The sequence below is a fragment of the Dehalococcoidia bacterium genome, from assembly GCA_035310145.1.
Lineage (GTDB): Bacteria > Chloroflexota > Dehalococcoidia > CAUJGQ01 > CAUJGQ01 > CALFMN01.
Window position 1 is genome coordinate 1 of sequence record DATGEL010000010.1, and the last position, 19,432, is coordinate 19,432.

The 19,432-nt window shown below is 68.3% G+C and carries 21 protein-coding genes; 11 read left to right on the forward strand and 10 right to left on the reverse strand.

The window, feature by feature from the left end; all coding sequences use genetic code 11:
* The first annotated feature begins 911 nt into the window (after positions 1 to 911).
* A complete protein-coding gene (locus VKV26_01745; GenBank protein ID HLZ68608.1) occupies positions 912 to 1,961 on the forward strand; it encodes a hypothetical protein in 1,050 nt (349 codons plus the stop codon).
* Between the two features lie 129 nt (positions 1,962 to 2,090).
* Here VKV26_01745 and VKV26_01750 read toward each other — a convergent pair whose 3' ends face one another.
* Positions 2,091 to 2,846 carry a response regulator transcription factor gene (locus tag VKV26_01750; protein HLZ68609.1) on the reverse strand — a complete coding sequence of 252 codons (756 nt, stop codon included), beginning with the start codon at positions 2,844 to 2,846 and terminating at the stop codon, positions 2,091 to 2,093.
* Positions 2,847 to 3,022: 176 nt separating this feature from the next.
* On the opposite strand from VKV26_01750, the gene VKV26_01755 reads away from it, so the two are divergent.
* The 6 genes from VKV26_01755 (at position 3,023) to VKV26_01780 (ending at position 7,428) form a co-directional block, all read left to right on the forward strand.
* Positions 3,023 to 3,241, forward strand: coding sequence for a hypothetical protein (locus tag VKV26_01755; protein HLZ68610.1), 219 nt, complete (start codon positions 3,023 to 3,025; stop codon positions 3,239 to 3,241).
* Between the two features lie 269 nt (positions 3,242 to 3,510).
* The gene (locus VKV26_01760; GenBank protein HLZ68611.1) at positions 3,511 to 4,728 is read left to right on the forward strand and encodes a CoA transferase; all 1,218 of its coding nucleotides are present in this window, start codon (positions 3,511 to 3,513) and stop codon (positions 4,726 to 4,728) included.
* Positions 4,725 to 5,831 carry a thiolase family protein gene (locus tag VKV26_01765; GenBank protein HLZ68612.1) on the forward strand — a complete coding sequence of 369 codons (1,107 nt, stop codon included), beginning with the start codon at positions 4,725 to 4,727 and terminating at the stop codon, positions 5,829 to 5,831. The genes VKV26_01760 and VKV26_01765 overlap by 4 nt, the downstream gene beginning before the upstream one ends.
* Before the next feature lie 163 nt (positions 5,832 to 5,994).
* On the forward strand, positions 5,995 to 6,414 hold the full coding sequence (locus VKV26_01770; protein ID HLZ68613.1) for a Zn-ribbon domain-containing OB-fold protein: 420 nt from the start codon (positions 5,995 to 5,997) through the stop codon (positions 6,412 to 6,414).
* Positions 6,415 to 6,514: 100 nt separating this feature from the next.
* Positions 6,515 to 6,892, forward strand: coding sequence for a response regulator (locus VKV26_01775; GenBank protein HLZ68614.1), 378 nt, complete (start codon positions 6,515 to 6,517; stop codon positions 6,890 to 6,892).
* A gap of 125 nt (positions 6,893 to 7,017) precedes the next feature.
* Entirely contained in the window at positions 7,018 to 7,428 is a 411-nt protein-coding gene (locus VKV26_01780; GenBank protein ID HLZ68615.1) for a hypothetical protein, read from the forward strand.
* Positions 7,429 to 7,498: 70 nt separating this feature from the next.
* Here the strand turns inward: VKV26_01780 and VKV26_01785 are convergent, their stop codons facing one another.
* From VKV26_01785 to VKV26_01825, 9 genes are all read right to left on the reverse strand, one after another.
* Positions 7,499 to 8,464: a dienelactone hydrolase family protein gene (locus VKV26_01785; GenBank protein HLZ68616.1), complete on the reverse strand. Its 966-nt coding sequence runs from the start codon at positions 8,462 to 8,464 to the stop codon at positions 7,499 to 7,501.
* Positions 8,465 to 8,786: 322 nt separating this feature from the next.
* Complete coding sequence (locus VKV26_01790) at positions 8,787 to 9,701, reverse strand: VOC family protein (protein HLZ68617.1); 915 nt, start codon at positions 9,699 to 9,701, stop codon at positions 8,787 to 8,789.
* 121 nt (positions 9,702 to 9,822) lie between these two features.
* Entirely contained in the window at positions 9,823 to 10,311 is a 489-nt protein-coding gene (locus VKV26_01795; GenBank protein ID HLZ68618.1) for a pyridoxamine 5'-phosphate oxidase family protein, read from the reverse strand.
* Between the two features lie 59 nt (positions 10,312 to 10,370).
* Entirely contained in the window at positions 10,371 to 11,252 is an 882-nt protein-coding gene (locus VKV26_01800) for an LLM class F420-dependent oxidoreductase (protein ID HLZ68619.1), read from the reverse strand.
* Between the two features lie 52 nt (positions 11,253 to 11,304).
* Entirely contained in the window at positions 11,305 to 12,684 is a 1,380-nt protein-coding gene (locus tag VKV26_01805; GenBank protein ID HLZ68620.1) for an FAD-binding oxidoreductase, read from the reverse strand.
* A 177-nt stretch (positions 12,685 to 12,861) separates the two neighbouring features.
* On the reverse strand, positions 12,862 to 13,683 hold the full coding sequence (locus VKV26_01810) for an SDR family oxidoreductase (GenBank protein HLZ68621.1): 822 nt from the start codon (positions 13,681 to 13,683) through the stop codon (positions 12,862 to 12,864).
* Between the two features lie 117 nt (positions 13,684 to 13,800).
* Positions 13,801 to 14,238, reverse strand: coding sequence for an ester cyclase (locus VKV26_01815; protein ID HLZ68622.1), 438 nt, complete (start codon positions 14,236 to 14,238; stop codon positions 13,801 to 13,803).
* A 365-nt stretch (positions 14,239 to 14,603) separates the two neighbouring features.
* Positions 14,604 to 15,251, reverse strand: coding sequence for an antibiotic biosynthesis monooxygenase (locus tag VKV26_01820; protein ID HLZ68623.1), 648 nt, complete (start codon positions 15,249 to 15,251; stop codon positions 14,604 to 14,606).
* A 60-nt stretch (positions 15,252 to 15,311) separates the two neighbouring features.
* Positions 15,312 to 15,956 carry a hypothetical protein gene (locus VKV26_01825; protein HLZ68624.1) on the reverse strand — a complete coding sequence of 215 codons (645 nt, stop codon included), beginning with the start codon at positions 15,954 to 15,956 and terminating at the stop codon, positions 15,312 to 15,314.
* Between the two features lie 326 nt (positions 15,957 to 16,282).
* Here VKV26_01825 and VKV26_01830 point away from each other — a divergent pair, with 326 nt between their 5' ends.
* The 4 genes from VKV26_01830 to VKV26_01845 all read left to right on the forward strand — a co-directional run bounded on the left by VKV26_01830 (position 16,283) and on the right by VKV26_01845 (position 19,429).
* Complete coding sequence (locus tag VKV26_01830) at positions 16,283 to 17,173, forward strand: 3-keto-5-aminohexanoate cleavage protein (GenBank protein HLZ68625.1); 891 nt, start codon at positions 16,283 to 16,285, stop codon at positions 17,171 to 17,173.
* A gap of 77 nt (positions 17,174 to 17,250) precedes the next feature.
* Positions 17,251 to 17,517 (forward strand): hypothetical protein, encoded by a 267-nt coding sequence (locus tag VKV26_01835; GenBank protein ID HLZ68626.1) that lies wholly within the window; start codon positions 17,251 to 17,253, stop codon positions 17,515 to 17,517.
* Complete coding sequence (locus VKV26_01840) at positions 17,514 to 17,924, forward strand: type II toxin-antitoxin system VapC family toxin (GenBank protein ID HLZ68627.1); 411 nt, start codon at positions 17,514 to 17,516, stop codon at positions 17,922 to 17,924. The genes VKV26_01835 and VKV26_01840 overlap by 4 nt, the downstream gene beginning before the upstream one ends.
* A 182-nt stretch (positions 17,925 to 18,106) precedes the next feature.
* Positions 18,107 to 19,429 carry a CaiB/BaiF CoA-transferase family protein gene (locus VKV26_01845; protein HLZ68628.1) on the forward strand — a complete coding sequence of 441 codons (1,323 nt, stop codon included), beginning with the start codon at positions 18,107 to 18,109 and terminating at the stop codon, positions 19,427 to 19,429.
* Positions 19,430 to 19,432 lie beyond the last annotated feature (3 nt).

Here is a 19,432-nt window from a genome sequence, read left to right on the forward strand (position 1 = left end):
CCCACTCCGAGGCATAGTCTTTGCGGTGCTCGACCACCATGCGCACCGCCCGTTCGCGTAACTCGGCAGGGTACCTGGTCACCTTTGCCATTGCTCCGTCCTCTCAAAGTCCGGAGCCTCCAGGATACCCGGGGCGGTTCAGTATAGGCATCGAAGAACTGCCAGGGGTTGGGGTCAAGGTTTTTCAGGTTGTCGTCAGCGAAGCGGCAGAGCAGATTGAGCCAGGTGGTATTGAGCGGTGGGGCAACGGCAGCCATCATCGTCGGCCCCGTGGGTTGGATCGATGAGGCAGTGACGACTGGTCGCCGGCTCACAGATGCCGCGGAGGCGACCACGCCGGTCGTCACCACGTGCTTGGACTCAATGGCGCGCAGGCCTTGGCGCGGTAGTTGGGTGGACTGGTTGACCTGGATCTCGATGGAATGGGCGGGGTCGGCATCCGGCTCAAGCGCAACGATCACCTTGCTCGAGGTTGGTGTATCACCCCAGTAGATCCGCAAGAACCCGGAGAGCGACGTCGCTTGACCGGGACGCAATACCGGAGCAGGGCTCGGAGCCGCGGTCGGAGTGCCTGTGGCCGGCCCGGTGGTCGGAGTGCCCGGATTGCGCGGTTGACCTCCGGCAGTGGGTGTCGGCGTCACATGGCCCTGCGCCGATGGTGTCGGCGGAGGCGTTTGAGCCCACGTCGTCGGTGGAGTAGGAAAGAGGGTCAGCTTCAGCATGAGCAGGAGAGCGGCCAGGCACACGAATCGGCGTCGCATCGTTACCTCAGTGCAATAAACTCCGCACAGGCTGTCACGGCAGTTGCGATACTGTCAAGAATAAATTTCAACGACTTGGCCGTGGGTGCAGACGGGTTCGCGGATTGCCGATACTATGGGTCACAACCATCGACCACCATGGGGGCGCACATGGCGCGACGACCGGGTCTTGGCCATCGCTCTCGCACGGCGATGCCCGTCTTCGCGATTGTCGTCCTGCTCGGCCTGACTTCCGGCTGCCAGGATCGGCCCACGCCACCCAGCAGCGCGCGTTCTCCTCAGGCGGCGGTGCGCAGCACCGCGACGCAGGGGACCACGCCGGTGGCGGCGGTGTCGCGCAACCAGCCCAAGCCGGCGGTCCAGGCCACGCCGAACGCTAGTCCCACTCCTCAGGGGCAGGACATCCTCGTCGAATATCCCAACACCACCGTGGTCATTCCGCCTCACGGCACCGTGTATTTCGCCGGCGCCCGCCGCACGCCAGCCCCCGCACCCACGCCTGGCGGCGGCGGTTCGCTGCGGGTGCAAAGTCTTGCCGACCAGCCTGCCGGCCTGACGTACGACTTCGCTGTGAATTCGCATCCAGCACGTCTGACCATCACCGTTGCGCCAGACCAGGCGGCTGCAATTGTTGAGGGGCCAACGGGTGAGCCTACACAGAACTGTGTTACCGTGGCCCAGCAACTCAATATCGTCCAATGTGTCGCAGGGTTCCGGTCGGCGGTAACGTTCACCACCGTCATCGCCGATCGCGTGGCTCCTGCCACCTCTATGGTTCAGTACCCGTCTGGCTGGAACCTTATCGCCTCTGCTGATAACTCTCCGCTGTTGAGCGATCTCCAATCGGTGTATCTGGTTGGCAGGATGGCCGTAAATCACACGAGCCACGATCTCCCGATCGCAACCGGTACGATGCTCCCTCGGCTGACGATGTACTGGACATTTTTCTCTGATCTGAGAACCATCTCTCTACCTGACGCACCTGCAGAGATCTTCTCCTATTCGATCAATCACGACGAACTGACCCCGATTGGCAATGCAACCGATCGTCCGGCGCAGGTGTCCGGGGTCGATGCCGTGCTGGTGTACGACCCAACAACAGCGATGTATCAGGAAACTACGACGCTCCAGCCCGGCCAGGCGGGCTGGGTCTACTCGACTCAGCCCGGTACCGTGACCGTCAGCACCGTATCCCAATAGGGGCGTTTTCGAGAGGCGGTTGGGTACCACCCGTTTGCTCTGGGAGCATGCGCGGTCCGGGCAGCGCCGTCCATCGCGATTCCTCCAGATCGGACTGGAGGAAATACGGGTTCCGACCTGGAGGGTTCGCTAGCCGATGCGGGCGGTCAGCCGGTCAGCAAGGGCACGGAGCATTTCCTCACGCGAGACGAGCCCCAGCTCGTGCGCCAGCCAGCCGATCTGGAAGCGGTTGGCGGCGCCGATACGGGCGCTCAGCTCGTGGATATGGCTCGCGACAGTGCTCGCGCTGAGATCGAGCCGGGCAGCCGTTTGCTGGTCGCTCAGGCCGCCGGCGATCAGCACCAGCACCCGTCGCTGCTGTGGTGTGAGCGGCGCTGTGCGCGGCGCGGCGCTCTCCTCACGCGGTCCGTGCGCGGCGGCGAACGCTGTGAGCACCGCGCGGCTCCAAAGCTTATGGGAGTCGTCGCTGCCGGTGCCGGCAGCGGCCAGAACGCGGCCCAGCAGGGCCGGCGTCACTTCGCTCAGCAGCACACAGGCCGCGACCGCCGCCTCGCCCAGGGCAACCAGCGTCTGAGGATCAAGCTGGTCGAGGAGGATGACGAAGCACGCCGTGGGACAGCGCTCGCGCAGCCGCGTGATCACGATCGGAGCGGCCACACCGGCAACGGCGCCGGGGAGCACGATCACGTCAGGCGCCAGCGCCGGCGCCATGCAAAGCGCGTCCGCCGCCGTCGTGGCTTCGCCCATCACCGCGACCGTGGGCAGGTCAGCGAGCAGGCTGCGCAGACCCAGCCAGGCAAGCGTGTCGCCCCGGACCAGGAACACGCGGCACAGCGCCGATGTTGGCGAGCTAACGGACTCGGCGGCGCGGATGGCAGTGACCACGGGAACCTCCTGAACCGGGTTCGCCACACAACGGTCTCTCTACAGTAACGGTATGTATACAGGATCGCAAGCAAATCTTTATGATGTGTCAGTCAACTCGAAGCGGCGCCCGTGCCGCCGCGAAGGAGCCGCCGCTGGACGCATTAGCGTGCCTCAGTGCCGAGGATCGCGCCCGCATGGAGGCGCTGCTGGCCGAAGTGATTGCGGCCATGCGCGCCGGCGGACGCGATCCGCAGACGCAGCAAGTCCTGCTCGGCATGCTCTTTGCCGACCGGCTGCAGGAGCTTGCGGCACAGGGGGTGGCGTGGGCCGCGCGCGTGCGGCGGCTGCACGCGGCGCGGGTCGATCTCGGCCTGGAGGACGTGCTCCGCCGGCACGGCATCGAGCCGGAGTAGCCGGCCAGTGCCGCCGCGGCCGCCGTCCGTCTGTTGGCCGGCCGATCGGCGGCGCGCGGCGGGCGGATGTGAGCCTCGCACTCGGTCAGCCAATCCGTGCCTGCCTGCCCGCGCTTGCCGAGCCGCACCGGCACGAGCGGACCGGCTCTCCGATTGCCTCAGCACGCCATTGAAAGCCGCCTGCGATCGCGGTACCGTCGGCCTGATCGGGAGAGACGCTTCAGCCACGCAGAAACGCCCCGACAGCACCCGATCGCGGAGGAGCGCCTATGCCGGCTCTCGATGGGATGCGCGTGCTCGATATGACGCAGTACGAGGCGGGCACCTCCTGCACGCAGCTGCTCGCCTGGCTTGGGGCCGACGTGGTCAAGGTCGAGCCGCCCGGCCGCGGCGATCCGGGCCGCGGCGTCACGCAGGGGCCAGCCGTCTCCCAGTACTTTTTGAACTACAACAGCAACAAGCGCAGCATCGTGATCGACCTCAGCCGGCCGGAAGGCCGCGAGCTGCTGATGCGGCTGGCGCCGCGCTACGACGTGTTCGTGGAGAACTACGGCCCCGGCGTGATCGAGCGGCTGGGACTGGATTACGACGTGCTGCGCGCGGTGAATCCGGGCATCATCTACGGCCGGGTCAAGGGCTTCGGCCTCAGCGGGCCGTACAGCGGCTACAAGTCCTACGACTGGGTGGCGCAGGCGGCGGGAGGCACCTTCTCCATGACCGGCCCGCGCGACGGCCCGCCCATGCGCCCTGCGCCGACGATCGGCGACTCGGGCACCGGTATCCAGATGGCGCTGGCAATCACCGCGGCCTACGTGCAGAAACAGCGCACCGGCGAGGGCCAGCTGATCGAGATCTCGATGCAGGAAGCGGTGACGCTGTTCATGCGCACGCTCGGCCTGCAAACCTGGGGCCAGGCGCCGGGCCAGCGCAGCGGCACCCGTCTCGGCATGCCGTCCGACATCTATCCTTGCGCCCCCGGCGGGCCGAACGACTACCTGTTCATCATGGTCGTGACCACGCGCATGTGGGACACGCTCTGCGCCGCGATCGGCCGGCCAGAGCTGGTGAACGACCCACGCTTCGAGACCGGCCCGGCGCGCATCGAGCACGGCGACGAGCTGCACGCCGAGATCGCCGCCTGGACGCGGCGGCGCAGCAAGCACGAGGCGATGCGCGAGCTGGGTGAGGCCGGCGTGCCCTGCAGCGCCGTGCTGGACACCCTGGATCTCTTCACCGACCCGCACCTCGTCGAACGCGGGCTGGTGCAGACGATTCCGCACGCGACGGCGGGCGACGTGCGCGTGATGGGCTCACCGCTGCGCCTCTCAGCCTCGCACGTGCCCTTGCAGGCGGCGCCCTTGCTGGGAGAACATACGGCCGCCGTGCTGGCGCACGACCTCGGCCTCGACGGCGCCGCCGTCGCCGAGTTGCAGCAGCGCGGCATCGTCGAGGCGCGGCAGGCAGCGGAGGAGGTACGGCAGCGATGAGCCTGCGAGGGAAGGCGGCGATCGTCGGCATCGGCGAGCTGCCCACGCGGCGCAGCTATCCCGGCCGCTCGCTGGAGGGCCTCTGCGCGGAGGCGGCACGGCTGGCGATCGAGGATGCCGGCCTGCGCAAAGAGGACGTGGACGGCCTGGTCGTGGACGGCACGAACATGACGCCGGCAGCGATGGCCGAATATCTCGGCATGCGGCCGAATTTCGCCACCGGCGTCTCGATGCAGGGCGCGACGGGCGCAACCTCCGTGGCCGTCGCTGCCTCCGCGATCAACGCCGGCCTGTGCCACACGGCGCTGATCGTGATGGGCAACGCGCGGGATGCGGGCGCCGCGCCGCCGCGCCCCGGCGCGGGCCGCGGCAGCGTCAACGCGGAGTTCGAGCAGCCGTTCGGCCCGGCGGCCGGCGCCGGCACCGGCTACGCCTTGATCTACCGCCGCCACATGCACGAGTACGGCACCACGCCGGAGCAGATGGCGAAGCTGGCCGTGGACGAGCGCTTCAACGCGTTGCAGAACCCCAACGCCACGTTTCAGGGCCAGCCGATCACGATCGACGACGTACTCAACTCGCGCTACATCAACGAGCCGCTGCACATGCTGGAGTGCGTGATGCCCTCGGCCGGCGCGGCCGCCTGCATCGTCACCACGGCGGAGCGGGCGAAGTCGCTGCCCAACCGGCCGGTCTACCTGCTGGGCGCCGGGCTGGAGCAGGCGAACGCCGCGATCTGGCAGACGCCGCGCATCACGGTGACGCCGGCCAGGGTCTCGGCGGCGCGGGCGCTGGGCATGGCCGGCTACCGGCCCGCCGACATGCAGTTCGCCGAGTTCTACGACTGCTACACGATTCTCGTGGCGGTTACGCTGGAGGACGCGGGCTTCGTCAAGAAGGGCGAGATCGGCCCCTTCTATCAGCACACCGACACGACCTACAAGGGCGATTTCCCGATCAACACGGACGGCGGCCAGATCTCCGGCGGCCAGCCCGGCCTCGCCGGCGGCTTCCGCCACGTGATCGAGGCGGCGCGGCAGATCATGGGCCGCGCCGGGCCGCGCCAGGTGCGGAGGAACGATCTCTGCATGGTGAATGGTTGAGGCGGCACGGCGAGCGAAATGTGCTCGCTGGTCCTCGGGTCCGAGGACGCCGTGTGACGAGGAAATAGAAAGTAGGAGATAGAAAATAGGAACGAGCGCCTCCCGGCAATCCCTATCTCCTATTCCCTCTATCCTCTTTCCTTTCTTCTCAGGTGGACAGCCGATGGTGACCGACTACCGCAAGCCGCTGCCGATTCCGCTGCACCGCGAGGCGAGCCGGCCGTTCTGGGAGGCAGCCAGGCGCCACGAGCTGCTGATGCCGCGCTGCCGCCTCTGCGACCGGCTCTTCTTCTACCCGCGCGAGGTCTGCCCCGTCTGCCTGCGTGCCGAGATCGTCTGGCAGCCCGTCAGCGGGCGCGGCCGGCTGCATTCGTATACCGTGATTCATCAGCCGGCGAACCCCGCCTTCACCGAGGATGCGCCCTACGTCTACGCGATGGTGCAACTGGACGAAGGCCCGCGCATGATCGCGAACCTGGTCGATTGCCCGCTCGACGCCGTGCAGATCGACATGCCGCTCGTCGCCACCTACGACGACGTGACGCCCGAAGTCACGCTCGTGCGATTCCGGCCGGCGAGATAGCGTTCCGCTGCTGGGTCGCGAGCCCGATCCGCGCTGGACACAGCCGCACGGCAACACCGACACTGGCGGAAGATCGCCAGGGTTCTGGCGCCGGCGGCGCATGGAGCAGTCGAACGCCCCTCTGCTGGTCATCGAAGACGACGCCGGCATCCGCGAGATGATGTGCGCGGCGCTGCGCGAGGACGGCCTGCCCTGTGAGGCGGCGGCCGACGGCCGCGAGGCGTTCGCGCGGCTGAGCGATCGGCAGCCGAGCGCCGTGCTGCTGGATCTGGGTCTGCCGCACGCCGACGGCGAGGCGATTGCCGCCTACATTCAAGCGCATTTCGGCGATGCAGTGCCGATCATCATCGTCTCGGCTACGGCCCGGTTCGAGGCGCGGCCCTGGCGTCTGGGCGCTCGCGCCTACGTACAGAAGCCTTTCGACCTCGACGTGCTGCTCAGCACGGTCCGCCGCGTGCTCGGCCAGGATAGGGAATAGGAGTCGCGGCATGCGCCCGCGGCGCCGCTGATACCCTCTTGACCAGTCCGTATGCGCGGCATACGCTCCGCGCGAACGGGCGTGGCTGCAAAGCTCCGGCAGACAGGCGCACGGGGAGCGGTGTGATGGCAGAGGCAGCCGGCGGTGTGGTGGCTGTCTTCAACTCCAGCGAGGAGGTGATCAACCTGCTCAGGTTAGTGCTGGAGGAAGAGGGCTACACCGTGGTTTCCGGCCAGGTGCCGGAACTGAAGAGCGGCGAAGAGGACATCACCGCCTTCTTCGCCGAGCACAACCCTCGGGTGATCGTCTACGACGTCTCGCTGCCGTACCAGGCGAACTGGCAGTTCTTTCAATGGGTGGAGCGGCTGGGCGAAGCGCAGGGGCGCCGCTTCGTCGTCACCACGACCAACAAGCGCGCCCTCGACGAACTCGTGGGCCGCACACCGTCCTTCGAGCTGATCGGCAAGCCGTACGACATCGACCAGATCGTCGAGGCCGTGCGCCGCGCCATCCTCCCCGCCGCCTCCGGCGAATAGTCGGGCCGCACCGCCCTCTCTTCCCTGTTCCCTACACAAGGTACTGCGCGAACCAGGCGAGGGCGCGCTGCTAGCCTGCCATCGCATCCGCCGGGTTGTAGGCCGGGCCGGTGTTGTTGAAGAAGGCGTGGTTGGCGCCGGGCGCGATCCATTTGTCGTGCCTGACGCCGGCCGCATCGAGCACCGCGTCGAGATCGTTCGAGGAGCTTGTGATCCGCGTATCGAGCTCGGCGTAGATCCCCAGCACGGCGGCAGTGATGTTCGGCGCGTCGGCCAGCGGCGGGGTGGGGCCGTAGAACGGCACGGCCGCCTTGATGTTCGTATCCTGTTCCAGCAGCCGCCAGACCAGGCCGCCGCCGAAGCAGAAGCCGGTGGCGCCGAGCAGGGCGCTGTCCACCAGCGGCTGCTGCGAGAGGAAGACGACGCCGGAGATCAGGTCGCTGACCAGATCGTCGGGGTTGGCGCCGCCGAGGAAGCCGGAGGCCCGCGCGAGGTCGTCCATAAACTGCGCCGTGCCGCCGGCGCGCGAGACCAGTTCGACGCAGAGCGCGGCGTATCCCTCCAGGGCGTAGCGGCGGCAAATGTCCATGTTCGGCTCGATCAAGCCCCAGTTCTCGTGCACGACGCCAATGCCAGGATGCACGGCGCCGTCGGCGGGCTGGGCCAGGTAGCCCAACAGGTCACCGGCGGCGCCGGCGAAGCTGACCACGCCGGCGATGATGCGCGGGTCGCCCGGATCGACGACGTTATCGGTGGTTTGCTGCGACGGCGGCGCGCCCGGGTCGGCCTGCATCTGCGCCAGGATCGCGGCCGGCACCGGGCCGGCGGGCGGCAACGGCCGCGGCCGGATCGGCGCAGCGGCCTCGGCGGCGCGGCTGCGCACGCCGAGGCCGCCGAGCGCGGCGGCGGTGACGGCGGCGGAGCCCGTCATCAGCAGCACCCGGCGCAGCAGGTCGCGCCGGCCCATGCGGCCTTCGAGATACTCCTCAGTGAACTCCTCGACCAGGTAGCGCTGCATGTCGTGCATCCGGGGCATGGCATCCTCCGCGAGCCGGCATCGGGCGCTGTCGCGCCCGCCCTGCGACGGGGCACGGCTGGAGGCAGTGTAGGCAGGCGGGGATGCAGATGAAAGACCCCTGTACGAATAGTCATCGACGTTTAACATCTTCCCCGCGTGCTGGGCGCGCCGCGGGGAGGGCGGCGATCATCGCCGCCCTCCCCGCAGACGAAACGCTTGGAAACGCCGGGGCTGGATCTCCGCGCACGGCGTACAGGCAGCCTGCGTACGGCGGTGTGATTATCGGCAGCGTGCCCGCCGCATGGCTGCCGTGGCCGCCGCGTCAGCTACCGGGCGGATCCTAGTCCGCCGCGGCGGCCGCCTGGGCCATCTGCGCCGCCATCTGTGACAGCTCCGGGTGGCCCCAGATGGACTCCACGGACTCGTAGTGGCCGACCTGCCAGCAGCTGTCGTCGACCGTGCGGGCGCCCCAGCCGTACTCGATGGCAAACTGCGAGGGATTGCCGAGGTAGAACGACACCATATGATCGTTCATGTGCCTGCCGAGATCGATGACGATCGGCAGGCCCTGCTGGCGGCAGATGTCGCGGCCGGAGCCGACATCATCCAGGCTGTTAGCCTCCAGCATGAAGTGGTTGATCCGCTTGCTCGCGTGCGGGGCGGCGAACAGGGCGATCGAGTGGTGCCGCGCGTTGCAGTGCAGGAACACCCCCAGGGGATGGCCGGCGGGCCCGATAACGTCCGAAACGCGGAAGCCGAGCAGCTCGGTGTAGAAACGCAGGCTCGCCTCCAGGTCGGGCTGGTAGACGACCAGGTGACCAAGACCCATATCGCCGGTCTTGTACCCCGAGATCGCGCGCGCGGGATGGAACGGCTTCTGGTTGAGCGGCTGCCCGTAGTAGATCTCGGTGGGAATGCCGCCGGGATCCTGGAACTTGATCAGCTCGAGCACCCGCCGCTGGTCGGCCTCGTCGCGCGTGCCGGCCTGTACCGGCACGCCGGCGTCCTCGAGGCGCTGGGCAACGGCCTGGAGGGTCGCGGAGTCCGGCACCTCCCAGCCGACCACCTGCAAATCGTCGGTGCCATCTTTGCGGAGTTCAATGCGATGGTGATGCTCGTCCATCCGCAGGTAGGAGGTGGAGCGGCCGTCGCCCGGCACGATTTCCAGGCCGAGGGCGCGCGTCGCCATGGCGCGCCAGCCCTCCGGGTCGCTCACACCGATGCTGAGGTAGCCGAGTTGCTTCACACCGGACACGTGCGCCATCTCCATTCTGACCGCTGCCGCGGCCCTTGCAGCAATTCTGCACGATTCTACTGCGAACCGGCCGCCGCGACAACCCGGCGTTGCACGGGGCAGGAGACAGCGCGATGCCCGGTCAGGTGCCGTGGCTTCCGCCCGACCAGGCGCCGGGGAAGCGGCCCTGGAAGTCGAGCACCCGCACCTCCTGCGGCTGGATGGCGATGCGGCTCCAGGCAGAGAACGTCTGGCGCAATGCCGTCAGGAACTGCTCGCCGCCCGCCTCGCCCAAGTACCTCTGCGCCATCATGACGTATTCCCGGAAGGGCAATGGCTCGCTCGCTACCTGCACCGTGGCGGTCCCGCGCACCGTCAGCCACTGGTAGGGCCACTGCACGCCGTCGATGCTCACTGCGACCTGCGGCCGCGTCCCAAGAACCTTCATCTTCGGCGAGTTCGGCGGCGCGCCCATCAGCAGTTCCGCCCCCGTCCACTGGAACCACATCGGCACGACGCGCGGGCTGCCGTCGCGCCAGGTGTAGGCGAGCCGGGCCATGTTGGCAGAGGCGAGTAGGTCTCGTGCCACTGGGTCCGTTCGCAGGATCGTTAACGCCTCGTCGGTCGTCATGGGACTCCCCCCACACTACACGCACCGAGGCCTACCCGGTCTGATCGGCCGCGCCGCGCTCAGGCCCGCGTGAGCGCGCCGTAGCGCGGCAGCACGACCCTGGCGATCTGCTCCAGCTCGTTCAGCATCTCCGGCTCAGGCCCCGGCATGACCAGCACAACGGCTTCATCCGCGCCGGCGTCCTCATACGCCTTGAAGGCGTCGAGCTCGGCCGCCACCGGCATCGCCACGATGTCGATCGAACGCGGGTCGCGGCCGGCCCCGCGCGCCGCCTCGTTGAGCCGGGCGCGGCCCTCGCGGACCTGCTCCGGCGTGAGGATCCAGGTGATCCAGCCGTCCGCGTAGCTGACCACGCGGCGGAAGACGTTGCCCATGGCGAAGGCGCCGACGTAGATCGGCGGGTGCGGCTGCTGCGCCGGCTTCGGATAGGAGAGCACGGCGGGGAAGTCGTAGTGCTTGCCGTGGAACGCCGCCGATTCATTGGTCCAGAGCGCCTTCATCGCCAGGATCGCTTCGCGCGTCTGGCCCCAGCGATGGGCGAAGTCGCCGCCCATGATGGCGGTCTCTTCCTCCAGCCAGCCGGCGCCGACGCCGAAGCGGAAGCGCCCGCCGCAGAAGGCATCGAGCGTCGCAACCTGCTTTGCCAGCAGCAGCGGATTGTGCTCCGGCACAAGGCAGATCCCCGTTCCCAGCTTCAGCCGGGCGGTGACGGCGGAGGCCCGCGCCAGGGTGATGAACGGATCGGCGAACTGGCCGGAGCGATAGAGGAGCTGAGGCGTGCCGTCCTCTTCCAGGTGTTGCCGATAGTTGGTGGTCTTCGGAGCGATTTGCACCGGCGTGGTGGTGTGCTCGGGGATCCAGAGGCAGTCGAAGCCCAGGGCCTCGGCGCGTTGCGCCAGCGCGGTCACGTCCACGCCGACGGTGATGATTCCGACACGCATGGAACATTCTCCCTTCTGCTGATTTGCTGCACTCGTGCGCCGTTGCGGCCGCTCAGCCGGCGGGCTTGATGTTGGGGTTGAGCGAGAACAGGTTCGTCGGGTCGTAGCGCTGCTTCAGGGCCAGCAGGCGCTCGTAGTTCGGGCCATAGGAGGCGCGGATCCGCTCCGGCTTGTCGTCTGCGGCGAAGTGGTTGACGTAGACCCTGCCGCCGGTCAGCGGCTCGACCCGCGCCCAGAGCTGGCGGCCCCAGGCGATGTTGCGCTCCGAGTCGGCGCTGTCCTGCCACTGCGCGATCAGATTGATGTCCCAGAGCGGCTCGCGCAGGGCGAAGGCCGTCGCCTCCGGCGCCACGCGCGTGGACGCCCCATGCAACCCGAAAACGGCGATCGACGACTGGGGCGAAGGGCAGTCGGCCGCGCCCTGCAGGAGCAGATCGACGATCTCGTCGCTCAGCTCGCGGGCGTCGCCCGACTTCCAGTAGCGGTGGATGCCGTGCGCGGCGAAGGCTTCGTCCAGGATCGTCTGGCGCACGCAGTAGGGCATGGGCTGGATCATGTCCGCGAGCGGCGTGCCGAACTGGCGGACGGGCGCGAGCAGGCGCTCGCCTTCTTCAAGCGGGCCGTTGTAGGCGAACAGCATGGCGACGGCCGGAGTGCCGTCCGGCAGGGTCAGCAGCGCGGCGCCGGAGAGACCCGCCGCGTCCGGCAGGCTGCGGGCGAACTCGCGGTAGAAGCGGAAGACGGCCTTCGCCTCGCTCTGCGGGTAGACGATCATGCCGCCCAGCACCAGCGGGCCGACGGGGTGCAGGCGGAACTCGAAAGCGGTGACGAGGCCGAAGTTGCCGCCGCCGCCGCGCAGGCCCCAGAAGAGGTCCGCGTTCTCCGTAGCGCTGGCGCGCAGGCAGCGCCCATCGGCGGTGACGACGTCGGCAGAGAGCAGGTTGTCGCAGCTCAGGCCGTGCTCGCCTTCCAGCCAGCCGATGCCGCCGCCGAGCGTCAGGCCGCCGACGCCGGTGTTGGAGACGGTGCCGCCGGTCGTCGCCAGGCCGAAGACCTGCGTCTCGCGGTCGAAATCGGCCCAGGTGGCACCGCCCTGCACGAATGCGGTGCGGGCGGCGGGGTCCACGCGCACGGCCTTCATGCCGGAAAGGTCGATGACGATGCCGTCGTCGCAGGTAGCGTAGCCGGCGGCGTTGTGGCCGCCGCCGCGCACGGCGACGAGCAACTGGTTCTCGCGGGCGAAGTTCACGGCGGCGATCACGTCCGCCACGCCGCTGCAGCGGGCGATCAGCGCGGGCCGCCGGTCGATGTTGCCGTTCCAGACTGAACGCGCCTCGTCGTAGCCCGCCATGCCGGGCTCGATCAGCTCCCCGCGGAAGTCCGCTCGCAACGTCTCAAGCGTGGCCGCGGCGAGCGCCTCTCCTGCCACCATGGTCATTGCTCCTCATCTTCCGACCGCTACGGCCGGCACTCCTCACCCCCGTACCGCTGAAGCCGACGTGTATCGAGCGGTTTGCCGCCCGGATCCGCGGCCCTGTCATGCCCCGGAGGCCGGCGGCCGCGGCGATCAGCAATACGCAGTGTGGCAGCTGCCCTGCTGCACCACCGCTCACACTCGGAGCCGAAGACGGTAGAGGTCCTCTTTCTGGATCTCAGCAGCCCGTTGCACCAATGCGTCGAAGTCGTCCTGCACGCGGATGTAGCGCCCGCTCAGTTCATCGGCGGCGCCAGAGGCGAGCTTCACGCAGAGATCGGCGGGACGTTCCGCCTCGACGAGCGGAAGCCCCACCGCGGTGGCCGGCGTGCTCACCATCCATCGCTTCCACTCGGGCATCGACGTGACCGTCTCGGTCAGCCGCGTGCGCACAAGCGCCGGGTCGAGCGCGAAGGCGGTGACCCCGTATGGCCTTGACTCCTCCGCCAACGTCTCGGTCAATCGGACGAGCGCCGTCTTCGCCACCCCGTAGCCGCTGCCGTGCGGAAAAGGGCCAAGCGCGTGTGCGCTTGCGACATTAATGATGCGCCCGCGCCGCCGCTCCACCATGCCAGGCAGCGCGGCCCGCGCAAAGAGGAATGGCCCCACCAGGTCAACCTCGATGCAGCGCTGCCATTCCTCAGGGTCGACCTCCCAGATGGGACCCACCGGCCCGCTAACGCCCGCGTTGTTGACGAGCACGTCCACCGGCCCAAGCCGCTCCTCGGTCTTGCACACGACCGCCTCGATGGCGCTTCGGCAGCTCACGTCCGCGGGGAGGGTGAGGGCACGCCCGCCGGAACCTTCGATCAGTGCCACCGTTTCCGCGAGCTCGTCCACCGAGCGCGCCGTCACCGCAACGACCGCTCCCGCTGCCGCGAAGGCCCGTGCAATGGCCCTGCCGATGCCGCGTCCGCCGCCGGTGACGATGGCGGCCTGGCCATTCAGCTCACCCATTGTCCCCTTCCCCAGTAGGTGCCGGTGTCCGCAACCCGCGAGGAAACATGTCGCCGAGGCATTCAGTCGGTGCAGCCCAACTCCCTCGCGGCCGCCTTCACAACGGCAGTAGCACGGTCAGCTTTTCACTTCAGGCAGGAAGCCGAGTTGGCGCATTACGGTGGCGAAGTCCCAGTAGTCCGTGCAGCGCTTGACCTTGCCGCCCGCCAGCTCCATCACGCTCGCGCCGCGCACCCGAAACTGCTTTCCGGAGGCCGGCATTCCTGGCAGATCGCCGCGCTGCGTGCCGTAGCCCACCCATTCCGCTGCAGCATGGCTGCCGGTCACGACCTTTGACGTCAACTCAAAACGGATGTCCGGCGAGGCAGCGAACCAGCCCTCGGCGAAGGCCCGCAGCTCTGCCTTGCCATGATTGACCGCGCCGGCCGGCACGTCTTCGTACTCCACGTCGTCGGTAAACAGGCGCAGAAGGCGTTCCGAATCGTGGGCGGACCACGCCGCCAGGAACTCATCGACGATTCGCTCCACCGCTGCTGGGGTTGTCTCGGTAACCAAGACGACTCCTCCTCACTTGTCCGTGCGAGACGACATCCGAGATTCGTCTCGATTCGGTTACTTGAACGTTTGGCGAGGCCATTTTTGCGCATGCTCGTCAAAGAACCCGGCACCTATCCCAGCGCCGCAAGGCGAGGCGAGCTACGCGATCGAGCGATCCGTGGTTGGAGGGACACGCGCTCTGCGAGACCGTCGCCGGAGGCGGACGGAGCGGCAATGAAGGCCGCCCCGCCGCATCCCGGCACAGATGAGCGGACTGGCTAACGGTGCTGGATCAGTGTGTGCCGGCCGCCGCGCGGCCATGTGAAATGGTCCACCAAAGCTGGGAGGCGCTGCCTGCGACCCCGCGCGCTCCCTCGTGGCGCTCAGCGCTGCGCCACGGCGGCCGCCACCCGCGAATGCACCACCTCCGAGAAGGTGATCTCCGGCGCGGCGACGGCGCCGAACTTGCTCGCCGGGTTCGCCTGCAGGAAGGCCTGAATCGCGGGCGCCTGCAGGGTGCGCTCGGCGTCGTCGCGGTTGGTGTACACGCTGGCGAGCACGTAGCGCCCGCCGCCGCCGCAGAAGCGGCCCAGCGCCGCGCCGACCAGGCCGCGCGCCTCGCGGTCGAAGAGCGCCAGCAGTTCCTTGCGGCTGGCCTCGTAGGCGGCGGCCTGTGTAGGGTCGATCGTCACCTGGGCGGACGCGAAGAAGCTGCCGCTGGGCGAGGCGGTTTGCAGCGAAGTCTGCACGATCTCCCACGCCTCGGTGGGGGCGCGCAGGGTGAGCACGTCGTTGACCGGGTTCTTCTCGAGCCATTCAGCCCAGGGACCGCGCAGGCAGGTCTTCGCGGCCTGGGCGTCGGTGAAGCTGGCGAGGCCTTCGTACTGGCCGACGTAGCCGAGCGAGGCCAGCGTCGAGACGCGCAGGCAGCCCTGCTGCTGCACAATGAACTGGTTGAAGCTCTCGGCCCGCTTCTCGAACTCGGCGGCCTTGCCTGGCAACGCCTGGATCTGGACACGCAGCACGTACATGGCGCGGAATCCTTTCTTCGCCTTGCGTTTCGATGCGATCTGGCTTTCAGTGGTTACGGCTCAGCGGCGCTGGGCGACGGTCGCCGGCACGTCGGCGGTGGTCACCGTGCACTCCTCGAACGCCGGCGGCGCCGTGAGAAAGCCCGCCAGCGGGTTGGCGGCGAGGAAGCGGGCGATCTGCGGCACCTCGTTGAGCGAGGCGATCACGTCTTCGCGCGTCGCGTGGCCGTGGGCGATGAGGTAGCGGCCGGGACCGCCGCCGAAGCGCCACAGGCCGTTACGCACGAAGCCGCGGCCTTGCTGGGCGATCAGGGCCAGCAGCTCGGTGCGGCTCTGCTCGAAGGCCTGCGCCTTGTTGGGATCGACACTGACCTCGACCATGGCGACAGCGCCGCCCGATGGCACGGCGCCGCCGTTCGTCGTCAGCAGCTCCCAGGCTTCCAGCGGCGTCGCGACCTCGATCAGGTCCTGGACCGGATTGGCGGCGATAAACTGCGCGTAGGGCCCGTCGAAAGCCTGCGCGGCCTTGCGGTCGCTGAAGGTGACGAGCGAGGTGTAGCGGTTGATGATGCCGGAGGAGTTGAACAGGACGCTGCGCAGGTAGCCGGGCTGTGTCTTCAGGTGCTGGACGAAGCGTACATACCAGGCTTCGAACTGCGCCGCTTTGCCGGCGGCGGCAATGCCGCTGGCGCGGATGGCGTACATGATCGTGCCCCCTCGGTGCGGGCCGGCGCGCAGATGCACAAGCCGGGCCGCGGCGGAACAGCCTCTCGCGACAGAGTGATTCGGGCCAGCGCGCCCCTGGCGCACGCAACTGCAGGCATATTCGGCTCCGGATGAGCAGGACCGGCGCACACTATCGCATGCGCTGTGTGGATTGTCATCTGGTTTTGGTTCGTACTGAGACGCACTAATCGCCATTGACCGATAGCTGAGAGAGGATTGCAGTACCGTTGCGCCAGCGAACCCTGCCGAACCGCAACGCCGTAGACTGGAGCGCGGCGCGGCAGCCCGCGCCCGGAGGAGCTGCGATGAACGCGACGCCGGTGATCATCGAGGCGGCGATCAACGGCGGTACGCCGAAGCGCCGCAACCCACATGTGCCCCGGTCCATTGATGAAATTGTCGATAACGCGCTCGCCTGCATCGACGCCGGCGCGGCGATCGTGCACAACCACAACGACGAGCCCGTGAACGGCACGCCGGTGCACGCCGCCGGGCCGTACCTGGCCGCCTACGCGCGCATCCGCGAGCGGCGCCCGGACGCGATCCTCTACCCGACGATGGGCAGCGGCACGCTGGGCGGCGCGGCGCACGTGTCGATGGCGGAGCGTTACGCGCACGTCGACGAGCTGGCGAAGGCCGGCCACCTGCGCATGGGCCTGATCGATCCGGGGTCGGTCGATCTCGGCGGGCTCGATGGAGACGGCCTGCCCGCCGCGATCGACGCCGTCTACGTGAACACCTACGCCGACGTGCGCCATATGGTCGAGCGCTGTGCGGCGCACCGGCTTGGCCCGAGCGTCTCGATCTTCGAGCCGGGCTTCCTGCGGCTGGCGCTGGCCTACCACGCCAGGGGGGCGCTGCCGCGCGGCGCCCTGATCAAGCTCTACTTCGGCGGCGGCACGCCCGGCTTCGGCCTGCCGCCGACCGCGCCGTCGCTGGCCGCGTACCTGGCGCTGCTCGACGGCACGGGGCTGCCCTGGAGCGTGGCCGTGCTCGGCGGCGACGTGCTGGGCACGATCGCGGAGGAGGCGGTGCGCCGGGGCGGCCACCTGCGCGTGGGTCTGGAGGACTACGGCGGCCCGCGCACGCCGACGAACGTCGAGCTGGTGCAGGAGGCGGTGGCGTTGATCCGCCGCCTGGGCCGCCGCCCCGCCACGATTTCCGAGGCGGCGGAGTTGCTCGGGTTGCAGCGCTGAGGAACATCAGGATGGCGGGGGTGCATTGAATCATGCTATGGTCAATGCAAGAGTATCAGCGCAATGGAGGCGTGGCGATGAAGGAAATCGTGGCGTCGGTTACTGAGCGAGGACAGGTGACGGTGCCGGCCGAGGTGCGCCGGCTGCTGGGCACAGGTCCGCACGGCAAGATTATTTTTCAGATCGACGGAGATCAGGTACGCCTTAAACGGCCAGCATTCACCCTGAAAACGGCTTTTGCTTCTGTTCAGCCACTGGGCAACGAGGGCGATTTCAAGCAAATCATTCGCGAAGTGAAAGAGGAGCGAGCCGAACGCACCGAGCGCAAGCTGCGCGATCAATGAGGTGGGTGGATACCAACATCTTCCTGCGCTTTCTGACCGGGACCGAGCCGGACAAGGCGGCCCGTTGCCAGGCACTCTTTGAGCGAATGCAGCGTGGAGAGGAGCAAGGCCGCACTGCCGAGGCAATCGTCGCCGAAGTCATCTATGTGCTGGCCTCGCCGCGCCAGTACGGTCTGACGCGGCCGGAGATTCGCGGTCGTCTACTTCCGGTGCTTCTTTTACGCGGGTTGCGGCTCTCGGTCAAATACGTATGTCTACGGGCGCTCGAACTCTGGGAATCGGACCCACGACTGGATTTCGAAGATGCTCTGATCGTGGCGCATATGGAGTCGGAAGGAGACTCCGAGCTGTACAGCTACGATCGCGACTTCGACCGTGTACCCGCGGTCACTCGCGTTGAGCCATAGTGCCTTCTGGGCCGGTCCGCACGCGGTCTACTGGGTCGGCACACGCGTGGAGGTCGGCCGGTAGCAGAGCCGGCGGTCGGTTCCCCTGCCTTGACTCGACCGGTGTGCTCGCAGGGCGCGGGCGGGCTACAGTGGGGCCGAAGCACGCGCGGCGGACGCGGCCGCGCTTCGGAGCCTTGCCCATGCCGCCGCTGCCCAGCCATGGCCCGCTCGCCGGCCTCACCGTGCTCGACCTCACCTGGGTGCTTTCCGGCCCCTTCGCCGCGATGACCCTCTCCGACCTCGGCGCCGACGTGATCAAAGTGGAGCGGCCGCCGTACGGCGATATCGCGCGAACGACGGGGCCGCATCTGGTGTCGCCTCACCCCCCGGCCCCCTCTCCATCGGCTCCATTAGGTGGAGAGGGGGAGGCTCTGGAAGATTTGGAGGAGTCGGCGTACTTCTTTTCGGTGAACCGGGGAAAGCGATCGGTGGCGATCGATCTGCGCGCGGAGGAAGGGAAAGAGGCGATCCGGGCGCTGGTGCGCGGCGCCGATGTGGTGCTGGAGAATTTCACACCCGGCACGATGGCGAGGCTGGGCCTCGGCTATGACGCGCTGCGCGAGTTGAATCCGCGACTGGTGTACTGCGCCATCTCCGGCTTCGGCCAGACCGGGCCGGACCGCGACCTGCCCGCGCTCGACGTGATCGTGCAGGGCATGGGCGGGCTGATGTCGATCACCGGCGAGCCGGGACGCCCGCCCGTGCGCGTCGGCACCTCGATCGGCGACGTGGCCGCCGGGCTGTACGCCGCGATCGGCATCCTCGCGGCGCTGCGCGAGCGCGACCGCTCCGGCGAAGGGCAGTTCGTGGACATCGCCATGCTCGACTGCCAGCTCGCCATTCAAGAGAACGCCTACATGCGCTACTTCGCCTCCGGCCGGAAGACGATCCCCGGTCCGCTTGGCACGCGTCACCCCGCCGCCACGCCGTTCCAGGCGTTTCCCGCCAAAGACGGCTGGATCGTCGTGGCGCTGGCCTTCGGCGCGGAGAACCAGTGGCAACTGCTCTGCGGCATTCTCGGTGTGGTGGAGCTGCTGGACGACGAGCGCTTCGAGACCAGCGGCAAGCGCACCGCCAACCACGCGGCGCTGGAGCCGATCCTGAACGCCGCCTTTGTCGAACGTACGACGGCGGAGTGGCTGGCGGAGCTGCGGCCCGCCGGCATCCCCTGCGGCCCGGTGAACACGATCGCGGATGCCGCCGCCAGCCCACAGGTGGCGGCTCGCGCCATGCTCAGCGAGGTGACGCACCCCAAGGGCATGCAGCTGACGATCGTGGACACGCCGGTGAGGCTCTCGCGCACGCCGGGCGGCATCAAAGGCCCGCCGCCCACGGTCGGCCAGGACACGCGCGCCGTCCTGCGCGAGCTGGGCGGGCTGGACGGGGGTCGGATCGAGGCACTGCTCGCGGCCGGCATCGTGCTGGAAACGGACCCGCGCACGGCGCCCACGATTCCGCATTGAGCG

Coding starts and splice junctions, on each gene's coding strand:
- VKV26_01845 (HLZ68628.1), top strand. CDS start 18,107: ATGCCGCCGCTGCCCAGCCATGGCCCGCTCGCCGGCCTCACCGTGCTC.
- VKV26_01800 (HLZ68619.1), bottom strand. CDS start 11,252: ATGCGTGTCGGAATCATCACCGTCGGCGTGGACGTGACCGCGCTGGCG.
- VKV26_01770 (HLZ68613.1), top strand. CDS start 5,995: ATGGTGACCGACTACCGCAAGCCGCTGCCGATTCCGCTGCACCGCGAG.
- VKV26_01780 (HLZ68615.1), top strand. CDS start 7,018: ATGGCAGAGGCAGCCGGCGGTGTGGTGGCTGTCTTCAACTCCAGCGAG.
- VKV26_01760 (HLZ68611.1), top strand. CDS start 3,511: ATGCCGGCTCTCGATGGGATGCGCGTGCTCGATATGACGCAGTACGAG.
- VKV26_01840 (HLZ68627.1), top strand. CDS start 17,514: ATGAGGTGGGTGGATACCAACATCTTCCTGCGCTTTCTGACCGGGACC.
- VKV26_01825 (HLZ68624.1), bottom strand. CDS start 15,956: ATGTACGCCATCCGCGCCAGCGGCATTGCCGCCGCCGGCAAAGCGGCG.
- VKV26_01830 (HLZ68625.1), top strand. CDS start 16,283: ATGAACGCGACGCCGGTGATCATCGAGGCGGCGATCAACGGCGGTACG.
- VKV26_01810 (HLZ68621.1), bottom strand. CDS start 13,683: ATGGGTGAGCTGAATGGCCAGGCCGCCATCGTCACCGGCGGCGGACGC.
- VKV26_01785 (HLZ68616.1), bottom strand. CDS start 8,464: ATGCCCCGGATGCACGACATGCAGCGCTACCTGGTCGAGGAGTTCACT.
- VKV26_01755 (HLZ68610.1), top strand. CDS start 3,023: ATGGAGGCGCTGCTGGCCGAAGTGATTGCGGCCATGCGCGCCGGCGGA.
- VKV26_01795 (HLZ68618.1), bottom strand. CDS start 10,311: ATGACGACCGACGAGGCGTTAACGATCCTGCGAACGGACCCAGTGGCA.
- VKV26_01835 (HLZ68626.1), top strand. CDS start 17,251: ATGAAGGAAATCGTGGCGTCGGTTACTGAGCGAGGACAGGTGACGGTG.
- VKV26_01805 (HLZ68620.1), bottom strand. CDS start 12,684: ATGGTGGCAGGAGAGGCGCTCGCCGCGGCCACGCTTGAGACGTTGCGA.
- VKV26_01765 (HLZ68612.1), top strand. CDS start 4,725: ATGAGCCTGCGAGGGAAGGCGGCGATCGTCGGCATCGGCGAGCTGCCC.
- VKV26_01775 (HLZ68614.1), top strand. CDS start 6,515: ATGGAGCAGTCGAACGCCCCTCTGCTGGTCATCGAAGACGACGCCGGC.
- VKV26_01745 (HLZ68608.1), top strand. CDS start 912: ATGGCGCGACGACCGGGTCTTGGCCATCGCTCTCGCACGGCGATGCCC.
- VKV26_01820 (HLZ68623.1), bottom strand. CDS start 15,251: ATGTACGTGCTGCGTGTCCAGATCCAGGCGTTGCCAGGCAAGGCCGCC.